This window comes from Brumicola blandensis, from assembly GCF_031846165.1.
GTDB classification, from domain to species: domain Bacteria; phylum Pseudomonadota; class Gammaproteobacteria; order Enterobacterales; family Alteromonadaceae; genus Glaciecola; species Glaciecola blandensis.
Genome location: NZ_JAVRIE010000007.1, coordinates 135,880 through 155,105, shown reverse-complemented (window position 1 = coordinate 155,105; position 19,226 = coordinate 135,880). Strand labels below are relative to the sequence as shown.

General features: G+C 41.9%; 18 protein-coding genes. 6 read left to right on the top strand and 12 right to left on the bottom strand.

Translation table 11 applies throughout. The features are described 5' to 3' along the window. The first annotated feature begins 278 nt into the window (after positions 1-278). Positions 279-1,628, top strand: coding sequence for an alkaline phosphatase (locus tag RM544_RS15880; protein WP_311362796.1), 1,350 nt, complete (start codon positions 279-281; stop codon positions 1,626-1,628). A gap of 236 nt (positions 1,629-1,864) precedes the next feature. After that, on the top strand, positions 1,865-4,396 hold the full coding sequence (locus RM544_RS15875) for an EAL domain-containing protein (protein ID WP_311362795.1): 2,532 nt from the start codon (positions 1,865-1,867) through the stop codon (positions 4,394-4,396). 99 nt (positions 4,397-4,495) lie between these two features. Here RM544_RS15875 and RM544_RS15870 read toward each other — a convergent pair whose 3' ends face one another. From RM544_RS15870 to RM544_RS15815, 12 genes are all read right to left on the bottom strand, one after another. After that, the gene (locus tag RM544_RS15870) at positions 4,496-5,755 is read right to left on the bottom strand and encodes a lipocalin-like domain-containing protein (protein ID WP_311362794.1); all 1,260 of its coding nucleotides are present in this window, start codon (positions 5,753-5,755) and stop codon (positions 4,496-4,498) included. A 7-nt stretch (positions 5,756-5,762) separates the two neighbouring features. Further along, positions 5,763-8,255, bottom strand: a complete 2,493-nt coding sequence (locus RM544_RS15865) for an ABC transporter permease (RefSeq protein WP_311362793.1) — start codon at positions 8,253-8,255, stop codon at positions 5,763-5,765. Positions 8,256-8,328: 73 nt separating this feature from the next. Beyond that, entirely contained in the window at positions 8,329-9,027 is a 699-nt protein-coding gene (locus RM544_RS15860; protein WP_311362792.1) for an ABC transporter ATP-binding protein, read from the bottom strand. 22 nt (positions 9,028-9,049) lie between these two features. After that, on the bottom strand, positions 9,050-9,751 hold the full coding sequence (locus RM544_RS15855; RefSeq protein ID WP_311362791.1) for a VC0807 family protein: 702 nt from the start codon (positions 9,749-9,751) through the stop codon (positions 9,050-9,052). A 132-nt stretch (positions 9,752-9,883) separates the two neighbouring features. Then, a complete protein-coding gene (locus tag RM544_RS15850) occupies positions 9,884-10,441 on the bottom strand; it encodes a rhomboid family intramembrane serine protease (RefSeq protein ID WP_311362790.1) in 558 nt (185 codons plus the stop codon). A 56-nt stretch (positions 10,442-10,497) separates the two neighbouring features. Beyond that, entirely contained in the window at positions 10,498-11,673 is a 1,176-nt protein-coding gene (locus RM544_RS15845; RefSeq protein WP_311362789.1) for a glutathionylspermidine synthase family protein, read from the bottom strand. Further along, positions 11,674-12,303: a DUF1190 domain-containing protein gene (locus RM544_RS15840; protein WP_311362788.1), complete on the bottom strand. Its 630-nt coding sequence runs from the start codon at positions 12,301-12,303 to the stop codon at positions 11,674-11,676. Positions 12,304-12,316: 13 nt separating this feature from the next. Beyond that, on the bottom strand, positions 12,317-12,733 hold the full coding sequence (locus tag RM544_RS15835; RefSeq protein ID WP_311362787.1) for a DUF350 domain-containing protein: 417 nt from the start codon (positions 12,731-12,733) through the stop codon (positions 12,317-12,319). 9 nt (positions 12,734-12,742) lie between these two features. Continuing rightward, the gene (locus tag RM544_RS15830) at positions 12,743-13,396 is read right to left on the bottom strand and encodes a YjfK family protein (RefSeq protein ID WP_311362786.1); all 654 of its coding nucleotides are present in this window, start codon (positions 13,394-13,396) and stop codon (positions 12,743-12,745) included. Between the two features lie 22 nt (positions 13,397-13,418). Next, positions 13,419-14,471 (bottom strand): potassium channel family protein, encoded by a 1,053-nt coding sequence (locus RM544_RS15825; protein ID WP_311362785.1) that lies wholly within the window; start codon positions 14,469-14,471, stop codon positions 13,419-13,421. An 89-nt stretch (positions 14,472-14,560) separates the two neighbouring features. Next, entirely contained in the window at positions 14,561-15,241 is a 681-nt protein-coding gene (locus RM544_RS15820) for a PspA/IM30 family protein (protein ID WP_311362784.1), read from the bottom strand. A gap of 28 nt (positions 15,242-15,269) precedes the next feature. Then, on the bottom strand, positions 15,270-15,665 hold the full coding sequence (locus tag RM544_RS15815) for a DUF2170 family protein (protein ID WP_311362783.1): 396 nt from the start codon (positions 15,663-15,665) through the stop codon (positions 15,270-15,272). 204 nt (positions 15,666-15,869) lie between these two features. Between RM544_RS15815 and RM544_RS15810 the strand changes: the two genes are divergently transcribed. The 4 genes from RM544_RS15810 to yajC all read left to right on the top strand — a co-directional run bounded on the left by RM544_RS15810 (position 15,870) and on the right by yajC (position 19,173). After that, complete coding sequence (locus RM544_RS15810; RefSeq protein ID WP_311362782.1) at positions 15,870-16,133, top strand: DUF6471 domain-containing protein; 264 nt, start codon at positions 15,870-15,872, stop codon at positions 16,131-16,133. Between the two features lie 236 nt (positions 16,134-16,369). Beyond that, positions 16,370-17,413: a tRNA preQ1(34) S-adenosylmethionine ribosyltransferase-isomerase QueA gene (gene queA / locus RM544_RS15805; RefSeq protein ID WP_311362781.1), complete on the top strand. Its 1,044-nt coding sequence runs from the start codon at positions 16,370-16,372 to the stop codon at positions 17,411-17,413. Positions 17,414-17,634: 221 nt separating this feature from the next. Next, positions 17,635-18,753: a tRNA guanosine(34) transglycosylase Tgt gene (gene tgt / locus RM544_RS15800; protein ID WP_311362780.1), complete on the top strand. Its 1,119-nt coding sequence runs from the start codon at positions 17,635-17,637 to the stop codon at positions 18,751-18,753. Between the two features lie 81 nt (positions 18,754-18,834). Next, positions 18,835-19,173: a preprotein translocase subunit YajC gene (gene yajC, locus RM544_RS15795; protein WP_311362779.1), complete on the top strand. Its 339-nt coding sequence runs from the start codon at positions 18,835-18,837 to the stop codon at positions 19,171-19,173. Positions 19,174-19,226: the final 53 nt, after the last annotated feature.

The window sequence follows — 19,226 nt, the reverse complement described above, 5'->3', positions numbered from 1 at the left end:
TTATTTTGTGAATGTGGCTTGGCATTGAAATATCAAGCGCTTGATAATTTTCTCTAAGTTGTTGAATAAATGAGTTATTTGAAAAATAGACCCATCATTAAGCTTAGATGCTTAATCTTTGTATTTACTCTTGCATATAATGTGTATAATTTTGAGTAATACTCTGGGCATACCGGCCCGATGTGGCGCTTTTCTCTGCAAAGTGGTGAATGACGCTTCTTTTAATCAAGGTGCTATGTGAGCTAGCACTTCAGCTTTATAAGGTTTGAAGAGATATAATGACGAGTTTCAAGTTTCCCTTATTAACAATAGTGTTAAGTGCAGCACTTTTCTCTGCAGCATGCACTTCTACAAGCAGTGTGTCTGATGCTTCAAGTCAGGTTCAAACACCGAGAAATATTATTATGGTGGTTGCCGATGGCATGGGTCCCGCGTACACAACCGCATATCGTTTATATAAAGACAACCCTGATACTGCTGAAATAGAACCGACAGCTCTTGATGAGTTTCTTGTTGGGACTGCTCGAACATATCCCGCGCAGATTTCCGGTTATGTGACTGACTCCGCTGCGAGTGCAACAGCACTGTCGACTGGGCAAAAAACCTACAACGGTGCAATTGCGGTTGACCTCGATAAAAAACCTTTAGAAACCGTCCTTCATCGTGCTAAAAAACTAGGAATGAAAACGGGCGTAGCAGTAACATCACAAATCGTTCATGCAACGCCAGCATCTTATATTGCGCACAATGAATCGAGACGAAACTATGATCAAATCGCCGATTCTTTTCTCGACGACCGCATCGGCAATGACCTAGTTACCGACGTGATGCTTGGCGGTGGCTGGCGTTACTTCATTCGTGATGACCGCAATTTAGTCGATGAATTCAAAGCCTTAGGCTATCAATATGCGGATTCCTATACCGATTTACTTGCTTTGCCAAAAGGCAAACCAACCTTAGGTCTGTTTGCTGATGTAGGCTTGCCAAAGGCCTTGGACGATACCAACAGACAGCGTTTGTCGGTAATGACAGAGGCTGCGATTGCGCACTTGGAAAATGTAAACGGTTATTTTTTACTAGTAGAAGCTAGCCAAGTTGACTGGGCGGGTCACGCTAATGATATCGCTTCTGCGATGGGTGAAATGCAGGACTTAGAGCATACGATGATGCTGCTAAAACAGTACGTATTAGCTAATCCTGACACCTTGGTTGTGTTAACCGCTGACCACAGCACCGGCGGTTTAACTATTGGTGCCAAAGGCGAATACCGCTGGAGTCCAGAGTTCATTCAAAACATGAAGTCATCTGTTGAAGCCATCGCGAAAGTCATATTAGAAAAAGAAGACATGGCAATATATGTATCTGAACAATTTGGTTTTGAATTAAATGACGAGGAAAAGAATGCGGTCAGTGTGATAACTTCCGCGTTAGATCAACGAGCTCGTGAAGGCGTATTAAAAACAATCTTAGATAATCGTACTAATACCGGTTGGACAACGTCAGGCCATACTGGCGTTGATGTAGAGATTTATGCATTTGGCGCAGGCGCCGACGCTTTCGAAGGCAATTTAAACAATACAGATATTGCAGAGCGTATCTTTGAATTTCTCGGAAAAGCGCCTGAATAGGCGCTACTACTCGAATGAAATCTTGGCAACACAGCACTTTACTGCTCAAAGTCAGCTTGATTCGTCGTCGATTATTAGTGTAAGAAAACAACGCGTATTTTCTTTTTAAGGAGCTACCAGTTCAGTAAGGACGCTGTCAAAAGGGTTAGTGTATGGTTTAAATCCGTTTTATGTTCAATAAGATATTTTTGACAAGTAAGCGCATATTTCTTTTTTTATTCTTATGCTTTTTCTCATTGAACTTGCTAGCTTCTTCTGCCGATTTTAAAACGACCCAAGTAGATGAGGCGTCAGTTTATCCAATTGAAGTTTACTTTGAGTATTATGAAGATATTCAGAACACGAAGGCATTGGATGATATTCTAATCTTAGAAAATACTGAGTGGCAGGGAACTTCATCAAAGCAAGCTAGTTTCGGTTTTAATTCATCCGCTTATTGGATTAGAAGTTCAGTGTTGAATCAGTCCCAAAGCGTTAAAAACTTCATTTTTGAGATAGACTACTCTCAGCTTGATTCCGTCAATTTCTATGCTCTCAAAGACAGTAAGCTCGTGGCACAATTATCTACTGGCGATATGCTGCCTTTCTATCCGCGAGATATTGATCACCCAAGTAATCTTTTCAAATTCCAACTTGTCCCAGGCGAGAGTTTGCAAATTTTTGCGCGTGTTCAGACACAAGGCTCATTGATCATTCCTGTTAAAGTATGGGAGGAACAATACTTCTTTGAAGCTGCCGCCGCAGCTCAGAATTTTCATTTCTTTTATTTTGGTGCAATGGTTTTCATTATTTTGATTAACTTTGCCGTGTTCGTCACGCTGAGAGAAAGGTTGTATTTTTATTATACCCTTGCTATTTCCGGCTATTTACTTTTTTTCGCTACAAGCAGCGGTCATATTCGACAACTTTTACTGAGTGATTGGCCTGAGTTAAATAGCCGATTATTTTTAATTTCAATGCCATTATTAGCATTGTTTTCAGTTCTTTTTGCTAGAGAGTTTCTTCAATCTGCGAAGTACAGTCCTAAGCTTGATATCGCTCTGAGGAGCATGAGGGTCTTTGAAATCTTTAATCTACTAGTTGCGTTTTTTGCTCCTTACGATCTCGTTGTAAGAGTATCCGCTGTCGGCGCTGTCTTTTTATTTAGTGTGCTCTTACTGGCGGGCCCCATCACTAGTATGGTACGAAAGGGACCTGGTATATTTTTTACAATCGCTTGGTCCTCTTTGACCATCGGTTTCTTTGCTACCTCTGGCCGTACATCGGGCTTTCTGCCTAATACATTCTTTACTGAATATGCAATGCAAATAGGCTCAGTTATTGAGGCGGTCATCTTGACTCTTGCTCTCGCCAGCCGCTTATTTATAGAACGCTCACAAAAAATTAAAGCACAGGCTGAAAGTATAGAGCAAGAAAAGCAGCGTAATATTGCACAAACCTTGCTGACTGAAACCTTATCTAAAGATCCCATAAGTAAGCTTTCCAATCGTAATCGCTTTGAATGGTTGGTCCAAAAAAGCATTGATGCCAATCCCGATGAGCGTTACATACTCGCGGTAGCACAAATCACTCGTTTGGATGACATTACAAGAACCCTGGGCTTATCTAGTACAGAGCGCATTATTTGTAGCATCGCTGAGTCACTAAATACACAACATGCTGAATTGGAAGGAGTGGTGTCTTTTATTAATGACAAAGGCCAAAAAGAGTGTGTTTACCAACTTTCTCGTGACCTATTTGGTTCGTTAATGTACCAAGATGCTTTCGAAAAAAATCCCAAGGCCTTCTATGAGGTACTACGTCGAACAGCAGAACCGATAGAGGTACAAGGCTTACTTATCGATTTAGCACCTATCTACGGAAGTGCTCTCTACCCGCAACATGGTGACAATCCTGCTCAACTGATCAGAAATGCTCTTATTGCTTTGGGGGAAGCGCCAAATTCAAAAGAGATGATGGGCGTTTTTCATGAAGAGCTAGACATTTATGATGAGGATCGTCTCACATTACTGACTCACCTTAGAGAAGCGCTAGATCAAGAACAACTGGTACTGTATTACCAACCAAAGCTAAATGTGAACAGCAATCAGGTCGTTGGTATGGAAGCACTGGTTCGCTGGATTCATCCTACTAGAGGGCTTATTCCTCCTGATGAGTTTATTCCACTGGCAGAGGAATCTGGACTCATCAATCAGTTAACCTTGTGGGCAATTGATAGGGCGATTGTCGATATGAACTCGATTAAACAAGCAGCATACTCTGGTACAGTGTCAATCAATGTCTCGGCAAGAGATATATCAAAAATGAGTTTCGTTGAAGACGTTAAAAAAATACTCAACAGACACTCGGTAGCCGCTGAATCCATTTACCTCGAACTGACTGAAACCGCGGCTATGGAAGATCCAAAAGTAAGTATAGCTAGCTTGACCGCTTTAGCGGAAATGGGAGTAAATATTTCCGTAGATGACTTTGGTACAGGCTATTCTTCATTGTCATATCTGCAGAGACTACCGGCGAAAGAAGTTAAACTAGATCGCTCACTAATCGGAGAAATTCGGTCTTCTGACAGCGCAGCCATTATTGTGAAAGCTTCTATCAATATGGCACAAGCACTCGGTTATGCAATTGTTGCAGAAGGGGTCGAGGATGAGGAAACTAGAGAATATTTGAAAGAATACAATTGTGATACTTATCAAGGCTTTTTGACTTGTAGACCGCTACCACTTGACGACATAAGAAAGTGGCTCAATAAAAACTATTCCACTTGAACGCAATTAACCAAGCTAAAAACTATAGCCGCTCTCATATGGTATCGGAGATCTGTTCCCAATGAGTGCCTCGGTCGGTTGAACGGTAAACGCCACCTTTCAGTAGCCAGTTAGTTCTAAAAAACCCTCGCCGCTATGAGAGCCAGAAATGTTTACGGCGCCTTCATAATAAGGGAATAAAGCCGGATTCCATTGGTCCTGTTTTTTACTTTCTACAGTAATGTCGATGTCTCTCTGTGGTATACGAAGGTGCCAAGAAAGTGGAAACGTTTTATTGCCAACGCTTGTGTTGTTGAGTGCTACTAGTGAAATGTCACTTCCTTCCAATGTTTGCGACGACCCATCTGCTTCTATAAAGGTGCCAGTGATGTAGTCACTCTGATTTGCCAAACGCATCTGAAACGCCATTATTTTACTGCCATCATCCAAATGCAAAGACATCCAATCCCAACCTAAGGTGTTCTGGTCTAATAGTTGTGAGGTCCACTCCTGATCAAACCAAGCTTGACCTTTCACGCGGACTGCTGCTGCGTCAATACCACTCATTTGTACATAGCCTTCAACATCTATAAAAGGCGCACTATAATAATGTGATGCATGTGAAGCTGAACCTGATTTTATGCTGTAGCCCTCATCTCCTTGAAGAATATAGGGCCCTTTGTTTTTCAGTTGAAGAGAAAGCGACAAAGTGCTGCTGCCTGATGGGCTCACGTTCTGATTTATTTTACCTGGGTCTACTCGTCTAAGGGAGAAGTCTAAATCTGCTGGAAGTAAACCACGCTGCCCAAGATTGTTCTGCCAAAGCCAGTCATCTATATACAATGCAAAAGGACTTTCTTTGGTGACTCCAGCGATGCCTATGCCACCACGTGCAAACTTTTCAGTAAACCAGTGCTGCTCACCAGAGTGGACAGAGGCATGAGCCATAAAAGTGTGTTCATTTCCCCAAGCTTTGCCTTCTTCCGAGGGGATTCTGAAGCGGAACAATGTCCATTGAATATCATATTCAAGACCATTGTCACCGTCTAAATTCGCAGTCAAATACCACCATTCAATGTCAAAGTCATTGTGTGAGCCGTGATCTTGAGGAAACACAATCTTGTAATCAGGATTAGCTTTCTTCCCTAGCGATTGAGAGGGAATTTCTGTTTGCACTGCTCGTCCAAAAAGAGGTGTTTGCTCTGCCTTGTAAATAGGCTCTGTTAGCTTGGTGTTATCCCTCTCTAATGCAGATGGATAGATAAAATAGAGCGCTGAACCGACAATCAAAACTGAAACAAAAATTGCGATAGGGATAATAAAGCGGGCTGACTTTTCCGCGTTTCTTGTTGTCCTTCTAGGATTGTGATTCTCAGTCATAGTGGGCCTAATTTACCTGTCTTATGTCGTTAATCAAAGGACGTTTACCTGCTCGTATTAGAGGAACAATGATGACTAAGATAACCACGCACAAGCTTAATGCATACACTTTCGCAATTTTCGTTAAGCTAATAAGTAAGGGGTACGTCCAAGAGAATGCTTGATAATTAATATCAGTGATCAATACCCACGCTAATAAAATGCCGAATGGTGTCGCAAAAATAAGGGCGACTAAACATAGCAATACATATTGAAACAGTGCTAGGAATTGTGTTTTAAAAGCAGATACTCCCAAGCTACGAATCAACATATTCTGTGGGCGAACATCATTCATTATTACTACAATAGCGCAAGCAAGTGAAAGAGCAGCGACTAACAAGGTAACAATATTTAAGCCATCGGTAATAACAAAGGTATCGTCGAATGCTTGCATCGAAAGACGCAGAAGCTCACTGGTTTCTATTATTTGTTTTTCGATATCAATATCATTTTGCAACAAGGATTGAGTAAAGCGGTCAATAGACGCTTCGCTACCTTGAATTGAGTAAATAAAATAAGAGGTGGTAGACGGATCAAATAGCCTTATTGGCATTAAAACTTGCGCTGAGGGATTTCCAAAATCATAGATGATACCCAGTATATTATATTCGCTGAGCTTACCAGTGCTGGGGTGAGGAATACTGACCTTATCATTTACCTCGTAACCCATACCAAAAGCAAATTGCTGATTAACCAAAATACCGTTCGCATTTTCAAATGCATGCCATAGCTCACTGATATTTTCTTGTGAATACTGTGGAGCGAGTTCATAGAAAGACATGGCTTTTTGAAATCGCTGGGTAGATGGGTAACTGAACTGTTGTATTTCTCGTTTGCCAAATTGAGTGTAGTTTTCAAACCGTTGATGAATGACAAGATCTGATGCTTTTGCAATATCGTCGAGTTCTAGAGCTGTGTTTGAATAAATATAATAATCAGCTGCAAGCCGCTGCTCTAGCCAACTAAAAGTAGCCCCCCGAAAACTATCGACCATCAGGTTCATACCAATATTGCTGGTGGCAGCAATGAAGAATGCACAGCAAGCGATCTTAGTTTTACCAGAGAGTGAGACACTTTGTTTCGTGCTTACTCGCAGTAAAGGCAGAGATTTTGGAATAAGCTTCACAATCTGTCGCAGTGCTAATGGGTAATTAATTAGCAAGATGCAGCACCCTGCAAGTATCACGCAGGCAGTTGCAATGAGTAATAGCCAGAGCGCTTGAACAAAGTTCAACAGTATGATGCCAATTACCGCGAATACTACGAAGCATGCCCACGTCATTTTGTGCCAGAAGGCTTGGCTTTTGGCTTCATCAACTGCCTTGGTTGAACTTAAGTTTTGATTCAATTTTTGCAAGGGTAATAAGCTGGCTGTTATGCAACCGACAAGGCTGATACCAAACACCTGTAAAAACAAAGTGATAAGAGATATCTGACCGTAACCTACTTCAACTTGATATAAGTTTTCTAAGGTTGCCTGCACAGTCGGCGAAGCCAGTTTCGCCAGCTCTAATCCCAATACAATGCCTATTAAACAGGCAATTAAGGTAAGAAAACCAACTTCAGCTAATTGCACCAACATTAATTGCTTTCGTCCAATCCCCAGTTGCCGACATATTTTCAACCAAGGCATACGTGTATGCATCAATAAATTAATCGCATTTACCACGATAAATAAACAGACCACGAACATCAGTAGGGCCATGGCCATTAAGTTCAGGTGAAAACTAGAAGTGAGTTCACTATCTTGCTCACTATTATTCAAAGACTGCAGATTAAGGTGCGAAGGCAAGGCTGCTTTTAACGCATCTAGTCGATTGGCAGGAGCATCGCCAATCAACAGTAAAGCAGATAGTTCAGTTTCTGGATAGAGGCCGTATAAGGCTGCCATGCTCATAATAATGTCATTACCTAAAGAGGCATTTTTATGTGCATATAGCTTTGGCAGTAAACGTCCGTCAGCACTTGTGAATATGGGGCGAGGGCCGCTTAGCTCTTCAGCTTCAGCGCTTAATGAATCTAAGAGCGTAGGGTGAATAATAGCTTGGTTTTGAGATCCTACGTTTCCAAAGTCCAGTGCTAAAAGAACCGCGTTTTCATCTTGTTTTTCATAAGCCAGCTGGTGTTCTTTTGAAGCGGACAAGGCGACAGGGCTAGAGAGCTGACTATAAAGGGCAAAAGTATCAATACCTGTATGATCGATACTGCGCCGAGTGAGTCGCTTGCCATCAGCATAAATATGTCGTCTCGTTTGAGCCACCGCGACCAACTCTGTAAACCCAGCTCGGCGTAAACTTGCATAGTCGGCGCGGCTGAGTGCTTTCGTATTATCAACACTCACTATTTGGTTTTGCACATTTGCAATGAGGAACTGCTCATTGGATTGGTAGCTTTGCTTAGCGCTGTCATTGATAATGAGCACGGCACTCAGTCCTGCAGCCGCAATCAACAGAGAGCTCATTAGCATTGCCAAGCTAAATTTGCTGTGACGGTAACTTGCGAATAGAACTCCGATAAAGGGCCAAGGCATGCGCTTATATCGACCTTAGTACTGCGTTTTCTAAGTACCATTGTTGTTCTGTAAGCTGCGCGACTTTCTCGCTGTGAGTCACCATCAACAGAGCCGTATTTTGTGCTTTGCAGGTCTCAACTAACAGTTGGCTCACGATATCCGAGTTTTTGCTATCTAGGTTACCGGTTGGTTCATCTGCTAATAAAAGGGGCGGTTTGTGAGCAAGGCCTCTAGCGATCGCAACGCGCTGTTGCTCGCCACCGGAAAGTTGATGGGGCAACTTGTCTCGGTGTTTATATACATCAAGAGATATCAGCAACTCTTTAATAAGAAGGTCAGTATTGTCGGGACTATTCTGTGATGCTCGGTTGAGAGCACTAATTTGAATGGGTAGCTTCACATTCTCCCAGACTGAAATGCAGTCAATCAAATTAAACTTTTGGAAAATAAGACCGACCTGACGCTTTCGATACTCATCTGCTTGAGCTTCAGTAAAAGAAACAAGATCTTCAAAGCCGGAACTCGTAGAAAGCGTTATCTTGCCACTATCAGGTTTGTCTAATGCAGCCAATAGATGAAGTAATGTGGACTTTCCAGACCCTGAAGCGCCTTGAATACTCAAGGATTCGCCGCGTTCAAAGGACAAACTCAGCTTGTCTAGAATAAGGCGTTTTTCACCTGCGTCAGTATAGCTTTTTGAAATGTTTTCTATGTTTATCATTTGCAGCACATACCTCTCGGATTTACTGCTGAAGAAAGCTCTCGACTGGCTCACCCGTGACTGCTGATATCTGTTTGAACAGGTACATCAAGGCAATTATCAACAAGATCATACTCGGTATGACTATGACCGGATAACTGAGCGCAGTCATTCGGCCTAGTTCCTCGGTATAAGCCGTTGTGCCCGGCTCAGAAACTAATATCCATTTTGCTAACAGGTAGTTGAGCACCGACGACAAGAAGAATGAACTAGCAACGATATAGGAGCTGACAGCAACTTTGTTATTAAAGGTCTCTGTCAGCTTTTTTTCTTCCAGAGTGTTATTGAGCTTTGGCCAATTCACCAACTGGTCATTCAGAATAAGCGCTTTGACTAGGGGCTTTTTACTAAATTGCGTAATCAATACAGCAAGGCCAATAAGCCCTGGAATCGCGGCTTCCTTTATAGCGATGTATTCAGCGGGTAATTTTAACAGGCTAATGCCACCAGTCAGTATGACACTTACAATGCCTAAAACAGAAAATGGATTAATTTTCTTTGTCAGTTTTAGATCATAAAATCCAAATGCTAGTGGGAAGGATAGGGCAAACGCTATGCTCCACATGGGGCCCAAGTATTCGTCAGAACTCAGGTAGGTCATCACTAACACTGGTACGGCAATGTTAAAGATTAGATTGCCAAAAAAGCCTGTTTGTGGTGGTTTTTCTACTTCGGTTGTTGACATTAAACGCTGCTTGCCTATTAACAATAAGGCCGGTGATTGTACGAAAAAAACGCCAAGAATGTCACCTTGTATTTGTATCTAATTGTGATGAATAAACCAAAGCGTATATAAATCAACGGTTCTTTAAAGCAATTAGGCTTTGCTGCGTAATAGATACGCAAGCACCAGCCCTGCTAGGAAGCCAAATAAATGCGATTCCCAACTAATATAGGGGTGACTAGGCAACACGCCCCATACCATCCCGCCATAGAAGAAGACGACAACAACAGAAATAGTCATCAAGAATATGCGCTTGCTCAGAAAGCCCGCTAATAAGAGGTAACCAAAATACCCATAGATGATGCCACTTGCTCCTAAATGGAATGAGGGGCGTCCAAATACCCAAACGAGCAGGCCCGTTGCAACCATTAACCAGAGGGTAACTTCAATAAATCGCTTTCCGCCAAATTGCAGCAACAGAACAGAGAAGATAGACAGTGTGACTGCGTTTGAAAAAAAATGAGAAAAATTAGCGTGTAAGAATGGTGCGGTAAAGATAAAGCCTACATATTCGAGTTCACGAGGGTAAATACTATATTGATTGAAAAAGCGGCCGGTGAGCATGTTCACCGCTTCAATGACTAACAATACACCCACAATGTAGCTAACCCACATAAGTTGTTGTCTGAGCGTTGTAGGGGACTTCGTCATGAATTCATTACCTTGCTAAATATGTACAGTAAATAAGTGAGTGAATTAAAGATAGATCACAAAATAATATGTGGTAAATAACGAGACATATCTTGTGTAATAGGGGATTCATCTTCTCTAATGGAAATGCCAGCAGCTTGATCATTGACCAACCAAGAACCGATTAAGGTATAGCTATTGCCAAATTTAGGCAATGGTGTGAACGCTTGATAAATAAAGCCTTCCTCACCATACGGCCCATCAGAAGAAAGATGCATTTTACCATTTTCAACTATATCTATATTGGCACCTTCGCGAGAAAAAATAGGCTTTCTAACCCACTTTTGATGCGTGTCGACATCATTCATTCTATGTTTATCATGCTCAAAAAATGCAGGTAGCAAGTTCGGGTGGCCTTCAAATTCTTTCCAAAGCGCGGGTAGTAGAGCTTTGTTTGATATGAGTGACTTCCAAATTGGCTCAAGCCACCCCACATTTGATGACAATGCATGAGGCCCGAATTCTTCTCGTTGCATAAATTCCCATGGGTAGAGCTTAAAACAGTGGGAAATAATTTGGTTTTGTCGATCAGTGAGATCACCGCCTTCACCTAAACCAATATCTTCAATGAAGACGAAATAATCGTCGATACCCGCTTCTTTGGCGCAGTCTTGAAGATATTGAACCGTACCTCTATCTTCATCTGTGTCTTTACAACAGGCAAAGTGCATATGTTGTAAGCCATAATATTGCGCAATCACTTTAAATTGGTTCACCAGCTTTTCTTGTAAAGAATTAAACTGGTCAGCGCGTTGGCTAAGCTTATGGTTATCGACATTGTTTTCTAGCCAAAGCCATTGCCAAAAGCCAGACTCATACAAACTAGTGGGAGTGTCTGCGTTGTTTTCTAGCAGTTTTGCGGGAGACTTTCCGTTATATACAAAATCTAATCTAGAATATAGAGAGGGTTCTTGTGCTTGCCATGAATCGCTAATAGCTTGCCAGTAGTGCTCGGGAATGGCGAACATTGTCATCAGCTCATCACTTTTTACGACCTTGTTGACAACGTGCAAGCACATCTGATGAATTTCTTCAGTAGGTGCCTCTAAGTCACGCTCGATTTGTTCTAAAGTAAACTGATAATACGCACTTTCATCCCAGTAAGCTTGTCCATACATCGTATGGAAATGAAATCCATAATCCCGCGCCATTTGTTGCCAGTGTTGGCGCGGTTCAATAGGAAATCGAAGCATTTAACCGCCCCAACCCTTACCACTACTTTTACTACCCCAAGATGATTTGGCACGAACTGAGCTGCCAAAGCCACCTCGTTTAATTGTGCGGGTGACCGCAGGTTTCTTTTCAAACGCACTGGGTTTGACTCTTAGTTTACGTTTTCTGCTGTCGCCGAAATCGTAACCATCTGCACTTATCCAATTGTAACGATAAGGAGAATAGCGCGAATATGACGTAAACATAGGTTGGTAATAAGGCCTTGGCGAAAGCATATTGCCAATCATATATCCTGCCATGAGTGGCATAAATATAGAGCTACCAGACTCTTTATAAACAACACATTGATTGGTACCGAATTCATACTCGCAATCATTTTTAGTATTATACTTAGGGGCAGTGCGCGCAGCCTCTTCAAGTGCACCTTGATATGCCGTTTGACATTTTTGTGCCATGTCAGGCAATTGATTGACGCAGTCTTCTACATTCTTGAAGACCAAGGCCTCTTCTTTTCCACCAGAGCAAGCACTCACTAGAATACCCGCAATACCAACGGCTAATGGTTTGATTGAGAAGGATTTACGCATCTTCGACAAATTAATATAACTCGTCCGTTTTTGCGTCAGGTTGTTGGGTTTACTCGTCGTCATAATATTCGACTCCTTAGTAACTCATGCATGCAGCGTTTAACATACCTACTGCCACAGACATCGCGCCTAGCATGATACCTGCGGATACTTCATTGTTTTGGATACGTTCTGCAATTTTCGGCATAAAAGTAAAGCGCAGTAGGGCGAAGGCAACTAATTGTGCAACCAGTGCTACTAGTCCCCAAATCGCATAGTCGAGTAAAAATTCGCTATTTGATACTGCGCCAGCCAAAGCAATACTAAAACCGATCATCGCACCACCGAAACCAATGGCAGCAGCAGTACTTTTTTCTTCTTTTACGAGTTTCCATTCGTCATGTGGCGTCACGAACGCGTAGACGATTTTGAAAACGAAAAATAGGGCGATAGAGATTGCAAAATAAAGTGCGAAATTCTGTAATCCCGCAATAGAGTCGAGTGCTGCTTCCATGTGTGTTCCTTAACCATTTATTGTTATATCAGAGGGACTTAGATTGAAACCTGTACTAATGACTAGGCATCTATCATGATTATTTCCAACGATTTTTTCTTCGCCAGAGACTAAAACTGCTTCAACATCATCTTCTGAAATTGATTTTTCATAAAGCATGATGAATTGATCGGTTGTGCTAACGTCACCATCTTCCTCGAAAGTGGTTTCAGTCATCGCCACGGGGGGAGATATTTCACCGACAGCATCCCATACACGCTCATAAACATCACCATCAAGTTCATAAACGGGTTGTGAAATGCCATTGTTGAGTAAATCTTGCCACTGACTATCCGAGCCAACGGTCATGGTATCGTAGAAATACCATAGTTTAACATCGGTAATGTGGTTTTCTGTGTCACCACCGTCGGTAATGACTTGCAGAAACGCATCATCATCAGTATAGAATCGGAAAACATTACCACCCGAATCTAAAGCGACTTTTCCAACCGCTTGTATTAAATGTTTACTTGCAGCACCGTCGATTTTTAAGTGTGGTTGTAAAAGTCGTAACTTCAAGGCATCAAGTTCGAATGAACCACCTAAGTATAGCCCCATGATTTCTGGAGCATCGGGTTTGTGCGAGGTGTCCTCGTCTTTTTTGCCAAATAGCTTTCCAAACATAGTTGACTCCTTGGTACGTAGTTTAGGCGTGAAGTGAATTCCAATCCACGTCGTTAATGCGTTGGTCGGCGATATAGAAAATTTTATCACCCGGCGTAACGACCGCTGAAAAGTCAGGATTGACGGTAATTTGGTTTGCATCTTCCGCTGCTGCATAACCTATAAATGTTGCGTTGTATTGTTTTTTCAAGCCTAAAAATAATGCTTCAACGCTAACTGGATTTACCATTAAGGGTAAGTCGACTGAGAACTGGGCTTGGCCTTCTTCAACATCAAGTAAGTCGTGATGCAATAGACTTGAACCTGGATCGAAAGCTGATTTTGCTAGCATTTCAACAGCAACGCTCGGTGTACACTCTACTTCAGGGCAGTGCTTTTGGAGTAAGCCAACTAGGCTTTCATCTTCAAAGTAAGCCACTTTATGAGCCGAAGGGTTGCGTTTCGAGCAGTAAAGCGCTGTCGTCATGGTGACGTCGTCATAAGGATTATCAATCAAAATGGTTGATGCTGTTTCGATACAAGCTCTGTCCATATCTTCGTCTTGATTGAAAGAGGCAACACGCACAAACTCAATTTCACTTGGGCGAGGGTTTTCAATTTCAGCGCGAACGCAAAGCACGATATCCGGGTTTTCCGGCGTATCTAGCTTTTCTTTTATTAGCAGTTTTAATAGTTGGTCAGTACGTTTTTCGTTCCAACCGATGATTAAAATATGATTAGAGACATTTAACGGTTTCAAACCTCTTGCTCCTCTTTTCCATTGATCACTTACCCAAGATGCGATTCGGCCAATGACCAATGCAAATATACTCAATCCAACCGGGATAACGTAAAGCGCAACAATTAATTTACCGGCGCTTGTTGAAGGCGACATATCACCGTAGCCAACAGTAGATCCCGTTACAATCAGCCAGTAAAAATAGTCATTCGCTTCTAGCAAAGCATGTTCTTCGGCAAGAAACAAAAATACCCAACTGGTGACGGTATAGAATAAGAGTGCCAGTAATAGGGTATACCAGCGCATCTCGGAAAAGTATTTCATGCATAGTTTTTTGAGCTTGACCCAATTTAACATGTATGAAAATTTCCCTTTTTGATTGTTGTATCGTTGATAATATTCAAGGCAGAAAAAAACGGCAATCAAAGATTGCCGTTTTTTGTATTTTATTTACCTAAGATTCTAGCCAGTTCATCATCAGCTGAGCTTGCGCCGCCTTTAATTCCTGCACCAGCCAAGCGTTTCTCCAAATCATCAGTCGATTCGCTTTGAGCTAACTCTTCAGCTGCTTCCAATTCCGCGTTACGCAGATTTTGCTTCTCTTGGATGCGAGACAAAGACTCAGTTGCTGTTTTCATTTTACTGTTAGCACCTAAGTGGCTTGACGAAACCGCAACTTGGGCACGTTGCACTGACTCAGTTGCTTTAATCATGTCCACTTGTTGCTCCAAACGGCGTAAGTTGTTCTTCGCTGTAGTTATGTTACCAGCAAGCTGCTTTTCCGATTTTGTGAACTGATCTAAGTACGTTTGCTCAGTTTCAAGCTGACCTTTTAACTCTGCTACTCTATGTGCACAATCAAGGGCTAGTTGGCGGTCAGTATCAGCCGCTTTTCTAGCGTGGTCTTCGTACTCTGCAATTGATTTATTAAAGCCGTCAACTTTCTGCTGAGACAGTTTACACTTTGCTAAAATCTGTGTGCGAGCATGATCTGATTTTCTCAATTCATCTTTCGCTTCACGGATCTCTTGCTCAAGAATCTTAATTGCTTGAGTATCAACAACCGCTTGCGCTGCTTCTGTAGCGGTACCTTTAACGGCAGTAAATAATTTTTTCCAAACTGACATGGTAATCTCCGGTTATTAACAATCTAAACTAATTGGTTTTTAAAAAATCTTGGTAAGCATCTAAAAATGCTTCTACGTTTTGAAATAATGTTGAAATCTCTATCAACACACTTTCTTCTTTTGACTGTGAGCTCAGTGAGCCAAATGCCGTGTAATATTGCGAGCCTGCTACATTAGAAATCCCGATAGTTGTTAGTGGGAAAACCATGTGTGTACGCAAAATCTCTTCATTTAAGGCGCTTGGATCTTTCACTTCATCAATAGAAAACAATAATGATTCAACTAAAATCTGTTCTCCGCTAATTGCGAGCCAAGCGTCAATGCCGTCTTCGTTCGCGATTAATAAACAATCCTTTTCGTGTGTAACTACATATCCATCTTGGGCAGAAACGATTTCTGCTAATTGTGATAGCTCCCACGTCATTCATCTTCTCCTAAAAGTGTGTTTTACCATGTCGTCATCTATAATAGACCCTTACTATAATATGAACAACTTGGCTGACCTGCTATTTGAGATTAGTATAGTCATAGGCAATAAAATAAGTCAAATAATATTTTCACATTTGTTTCAAATAATGTTTAAATGTGAATTATAATTTACGAAAGTAACTCATGAGTAGGTGTGTTTATGCAACCCAAAGCAAGTGATTGGCGCAACTTAGTACAGCGTGTATTAAAAACGGAATTGTCAAAGAAAGGCGTCAAATATCAAGACTTAAGTGATAAACTGAAGGCAGTTGGCGTAGAGCAAAGTGCTGACAATTTGCGAAATAAAATAAATAAAGGGATTTTAGGGGCTGATTTGCTCTTACAGATTATGTTTGTGTTGAACATCAAGCAGATTCGTCATGAAGACATTTCTGAGATGTTAAGTGATATAGAATCGAATTGATTCAGTATCAACGTGGGTTATTTAACGAATTTTAGGCAAAAAAATACCCGGTTGAACCGGGCAACAAGCAAGTTTGGGAGAACGTCACTTAATCTTTAACTTGAGTTAAGATTACGCCATTTTTTGCACAATAAAGTATTAAAGCCTACTTGATCGTATCGTGAAATATACGATGACTGGTATGGCCTCCTTGTTAAGCCTTATCATTATTGACTTGTTATTATTATTGAGATTGTATGAAGTTATCAGATTTTTATTTTGAGTTACCAGAGGCATTAATTGCTAAACATCCCGCTGAACAAAGAACACAAAGTCGGCTGCTGCACCTAAATGGCGCTACGGGTAGCGTAGAGCATAAAAGCTTTGTTGATATTTTGGATTTCTTTGAGTCTGGTGACTTAGTTATTTTTAATAATACCAGGGTGATACCTGCCAGATTGCACGGTCAAAAGAGTTCTGGCGGAAAAGTCGAAATTTTAATTGAGCGGATTTTAATTGATGGCAGTGCAATGGCACATATTCGCTCCAGTAAGTCACCAAAGTCAGGTGCGATCATGATTATGGAGGGCGGACTTGAAGTTGAAATGCTGGGTCGTGAGAACGCGCTTTTTCATATTAAATTTTTAAATGAGCGTAATGTCTTTGAATTATTAGAGGAATTTGGGCATATGCCGCTCCCTCCATATATCGACAGGCCAGATGACGAAGCCGATAAGGAACGGTATCAAACAGTATACAATGCAAAGCCAGGTGCCGTTGCAGCACCCACGGCAGGCTTACATTTTGATGATGAAATTCTTAATAAAATCAAAGCCAAAGGTGTTGATTTTGCCTTTGTTACTTTGCATGTCGGTGCGGGGACATTTCAGCCAGTTAGGGTGGACAATATTGAGGAACATCAAATGCATGCTGAATATGCTGAGGTGCCGCAAGAGGTCGTAGATAAAGTGATTGCGACAAAAGCTGCGGGAAAGCGCGTGATTGCAGTAGGAACTACCTCTGTCCGCTCAATTGAGTCTGCGGCTCAATCGGCTAAAGATGCGTTAATACAAGAGTTTATGTCTGACACCAACATCTTTATCTACCCAGGTTACAACTTTAAAGTCATTGACGCGATGTTAACCAATTTCCACTTGCCAGAATCTACATTAATGATGCTGATTAGCGCATTTGCTGGCAGGGATAATGTCATGTCGGCATATCAGCAAGCCATTGACGAAAAGTATCGCTTTTTCAGCTATGGCGATGCCATGCTAATTGAGCGGGCTAAAGGCGATTAAATATTCGCTAGCTAAGGCGAAAAACCTATGAGCCAAGCTATAAACTTTGTTATACTGCGCGCCAAAATTCGTAGCGACTAGCCCGCATGTTTAGCCGCTACGCGAATTCAAACTTCCGCGAGTGAAATGAGGTCTAATACTAGGCCTCTGTAACAATGCGTTGTAGACTCTACCGCTGATTGGCATGGCAACAAGCGCGGGTCAAGAAATTGGGTTAGTAAATGAAATTTAATCTCATGGCAACTGACGGCAAAGCTCGTCGCGGCCAACTTGTATTTGATAGAGGTGTCGTAGAAACACCCGCATTCATGCCAGTGGGAACCTACGGAACAGTGAAGGGGATGACACCTGAAGAACTTTCTGACTCCGGTGCTCATATCTGCTTAGGCAACACCTTTCACTTGATGCTTCGTCCTGGTACCAGCATTATCAAACAGCATGGTGATCTACATGATTTCATGCACTGGGATAAGCCCATCTTGACTGATTCAGGCGGCTTTCAAGTTTTCTCTTTGGGTGATTTGCGCAAAATTACTGAAAATGGCGTCACTTTCCGCTCTCCGATCAACGGTGAAAAAATTCTTCTCACACCTGAAAAGTCAATGGAAGTTCAGCGCGACCTTGGTTCAGACATCGTCATGATTTTTGACGAATGTACGCCTTACCCAGCGACAGAGAAAGAAGCGGCCGATTCCATGGAAATGTCTTTAAGATGGGCACAACGCAGCAAAGATGCACATGGTGATAATCCATCTGCGTTATTCGGTATTATCCAAGGTGGTATGTACGAAGATCTGCGGGATATTTCACTGCAGGGTTTGGAAGATATCGGTTTTGACGGGTACGCCATTGGTGGCTTGTCGGTAGGCGAACCGAAAGAGGACATGATCCGCATCATCAATCATACGGCGCCTAAAATTCCAGAAAATAAGCCACGCTACCTGATGGGTGTGGGTAAACCGGAAGATATTGTTGAAGCAGTTCGTCGAGGCATCGACATGTTTGATTGTGTCATGCCAACACGTAATGCGAGAAATGGACATCTGTTCGTGACCGAAGGCATTGTCAAAATTCGCAACGCAGTGCACAAAACAGATACAGGGCCTTTGGACGAAAATTGTGACTGTTACACTTGTAAAAATTATTCTCGGTCATATCTACATCATTTAGACAAGTGCAATGAGATACTTGGCTCAAGGTTAAATACGATTCATAACCTTCGATACTATCAAAGTGTGATGGACGGTTTGCGTAGCGCGATAGCTGCGGGGGAATTAGAGGTTTTTGTCGCTGATTTCTATGAGAAAAAAGGAATGCCAGTACCTGCTCTTGAAGAGTAGGCCGATTGACCACGTCAGTCAGCAGTTCTGAGATAAAGTTTTAAAACAACAATAACAATATAAAAGTAAACGAGGACGTATATGAGCTTTTTAATTTCAAGTGCACATGCACAAGACGCAGCTGCCGCTCAACCTGGTGGCGAGTTTGGTATGTTGATCATGCTAGCGGTGTTCGGTTTGATTTTCTATTTCTTACTGTATCGCCCACAGGCGAAGCGCGTAAAAGAACATAAAACATTGGTATCTTCTTTATCAAAAGGTGATGAAGTGCTAACTCAAGGCGGCTTAGTGGGTAAAATCACGAAGGTAAGCGATGACAAAGATTTCATCGAAGTTGCTTTGAACGAAGGGAATAACATTGTGGTACAAAAAACAGCGGTCAGTGCTGTTTTGCCAAAAGGCACAATGAAATCAATTTGAACCATCAACAAAAAATAGAATAGCACTCCGGTGCTATTTTATTTTGTAGGATA

Excerpts from the sequence above, each read along its gene's own strand:
- RM544_RS15860 (WP_311362792.1), bottom strand. The coding sequence starts at position 9,027 with ATGATAAACATAGAAAACATTTCAAAAAGCTATACTGACGCAGGTGAA.
- queA (WP_311362781.1), top strand. The coding sequence starts at position 16,370 with ATGAAGTTATCAGATTTTTATTTTGAGTTACCAGAGGCATTAATTGCT.
- RM544_RS15810 (WP_311362782.1), top strand. The coding sequence starts at position 15,870 with ATGCAACCCAAAGCAAGTGATTGGCGCAACTTAGTACAGCGTGTATTA.
- RM544_RS15815 (WP_311362783.1), bottom strand. The coding sequence starts at position 15,665 with ATGACGTGGGAGCTATCACAATTAGCAGAAATCGTTTCTGCCCAAGAT.
- yajC (WP_311362779.1), top strand. The coding sequence starts at position 18,835 with ATGAGCTTTTTAATTTCAAGTGCACATGCACAAGACGCAGCTGCCGCT.
- RM544_RS15880 (WP_311362796.1), top strand. The coding sequence starts at position 279 with ATGACGAGTTTCAAGTTTCCCTTATTAACAATAGTGTTAAGTGCAGCA.
- RM544_RS15870 (WP_311362794.1), bottom strand. The coding sequence starts at position 5,755 with ATGACTGAGAATCACAATCCTAGAAGGACAACAAGAAACGCGGAAAAG.
- tgt (WP_311362780.1), top strand. The coding sequence starts at position 17,635 with ATGAAATTTAATCTCATGGCAACTGACGGCAAAGCTCGTCGCGGCCAA.
- RM544_RS15855 (WP_311362791.1), bottom strand. The coding sequence starts at position 9,751 with ATGTCAACAACCGAAGTAGAAAAACCACCACAAACAGGCTTTTTTGGC.
- RM544_RS15820 (WP_311362784.1), bottom strand. The coding sequence starts at position 15,241 with ATGTCAGTTTGGAAAAAATTATTTACTGCCGTTAAAGGTACCGCTACA.
- RM544_RS15850 (WP_311362790.1), bottom strand. The coding sequence starts at position 10,441 with ATGACGAAGTCCCCTACAACGCTCAGACAACAACTTATGTGGGTTAGC.
- RM544_RS15830 (WP_311362786.1), bottom strand. The coding sequence starts at position 13,396 with ATGTTTGGAAAGCTATTTGGCAAAAAAGACGAGGACACCTCGCACAAA.
- RM544_RS15840 (WP_311362788.1), bottom strand. The coding sequence starts at position 12,303 with ATGACGACGAGTAAACCCAACAACCTGACGCAAAAACGGACGAGTTAT.
- RM544_RS15825 (WP_311362785.1), bottom strand. The coding sequence starts at position 14,471 with ATGTTAAATTGGGTCAAGCTCAAAAAACTATGCATGAAATACTTTTCC.
- RM544_RS15835 (WP_311362787.1), bottom strand. The coding sequence starts at position 12,733 with ATGGAAGCAGCACTCGACTCTATTGCGGGATTACAGAATTTCGCACTT.
- RM544_RS15865 (WP_311362793.1), bottom strand. The coding sequence starts at position 8,255 with ATGAGCTCTCTGTTGATTGCGGCTGCAGGACTGAGTGCCGTGCTCATT.
- RM544_RS15845 (WP_311362789.1), bottom strand. The coding sequence starts at position 11,673 with ATGCTTCGATTTCCTATTGAACCGCGCCAACACTGGCAACAAATGGCG.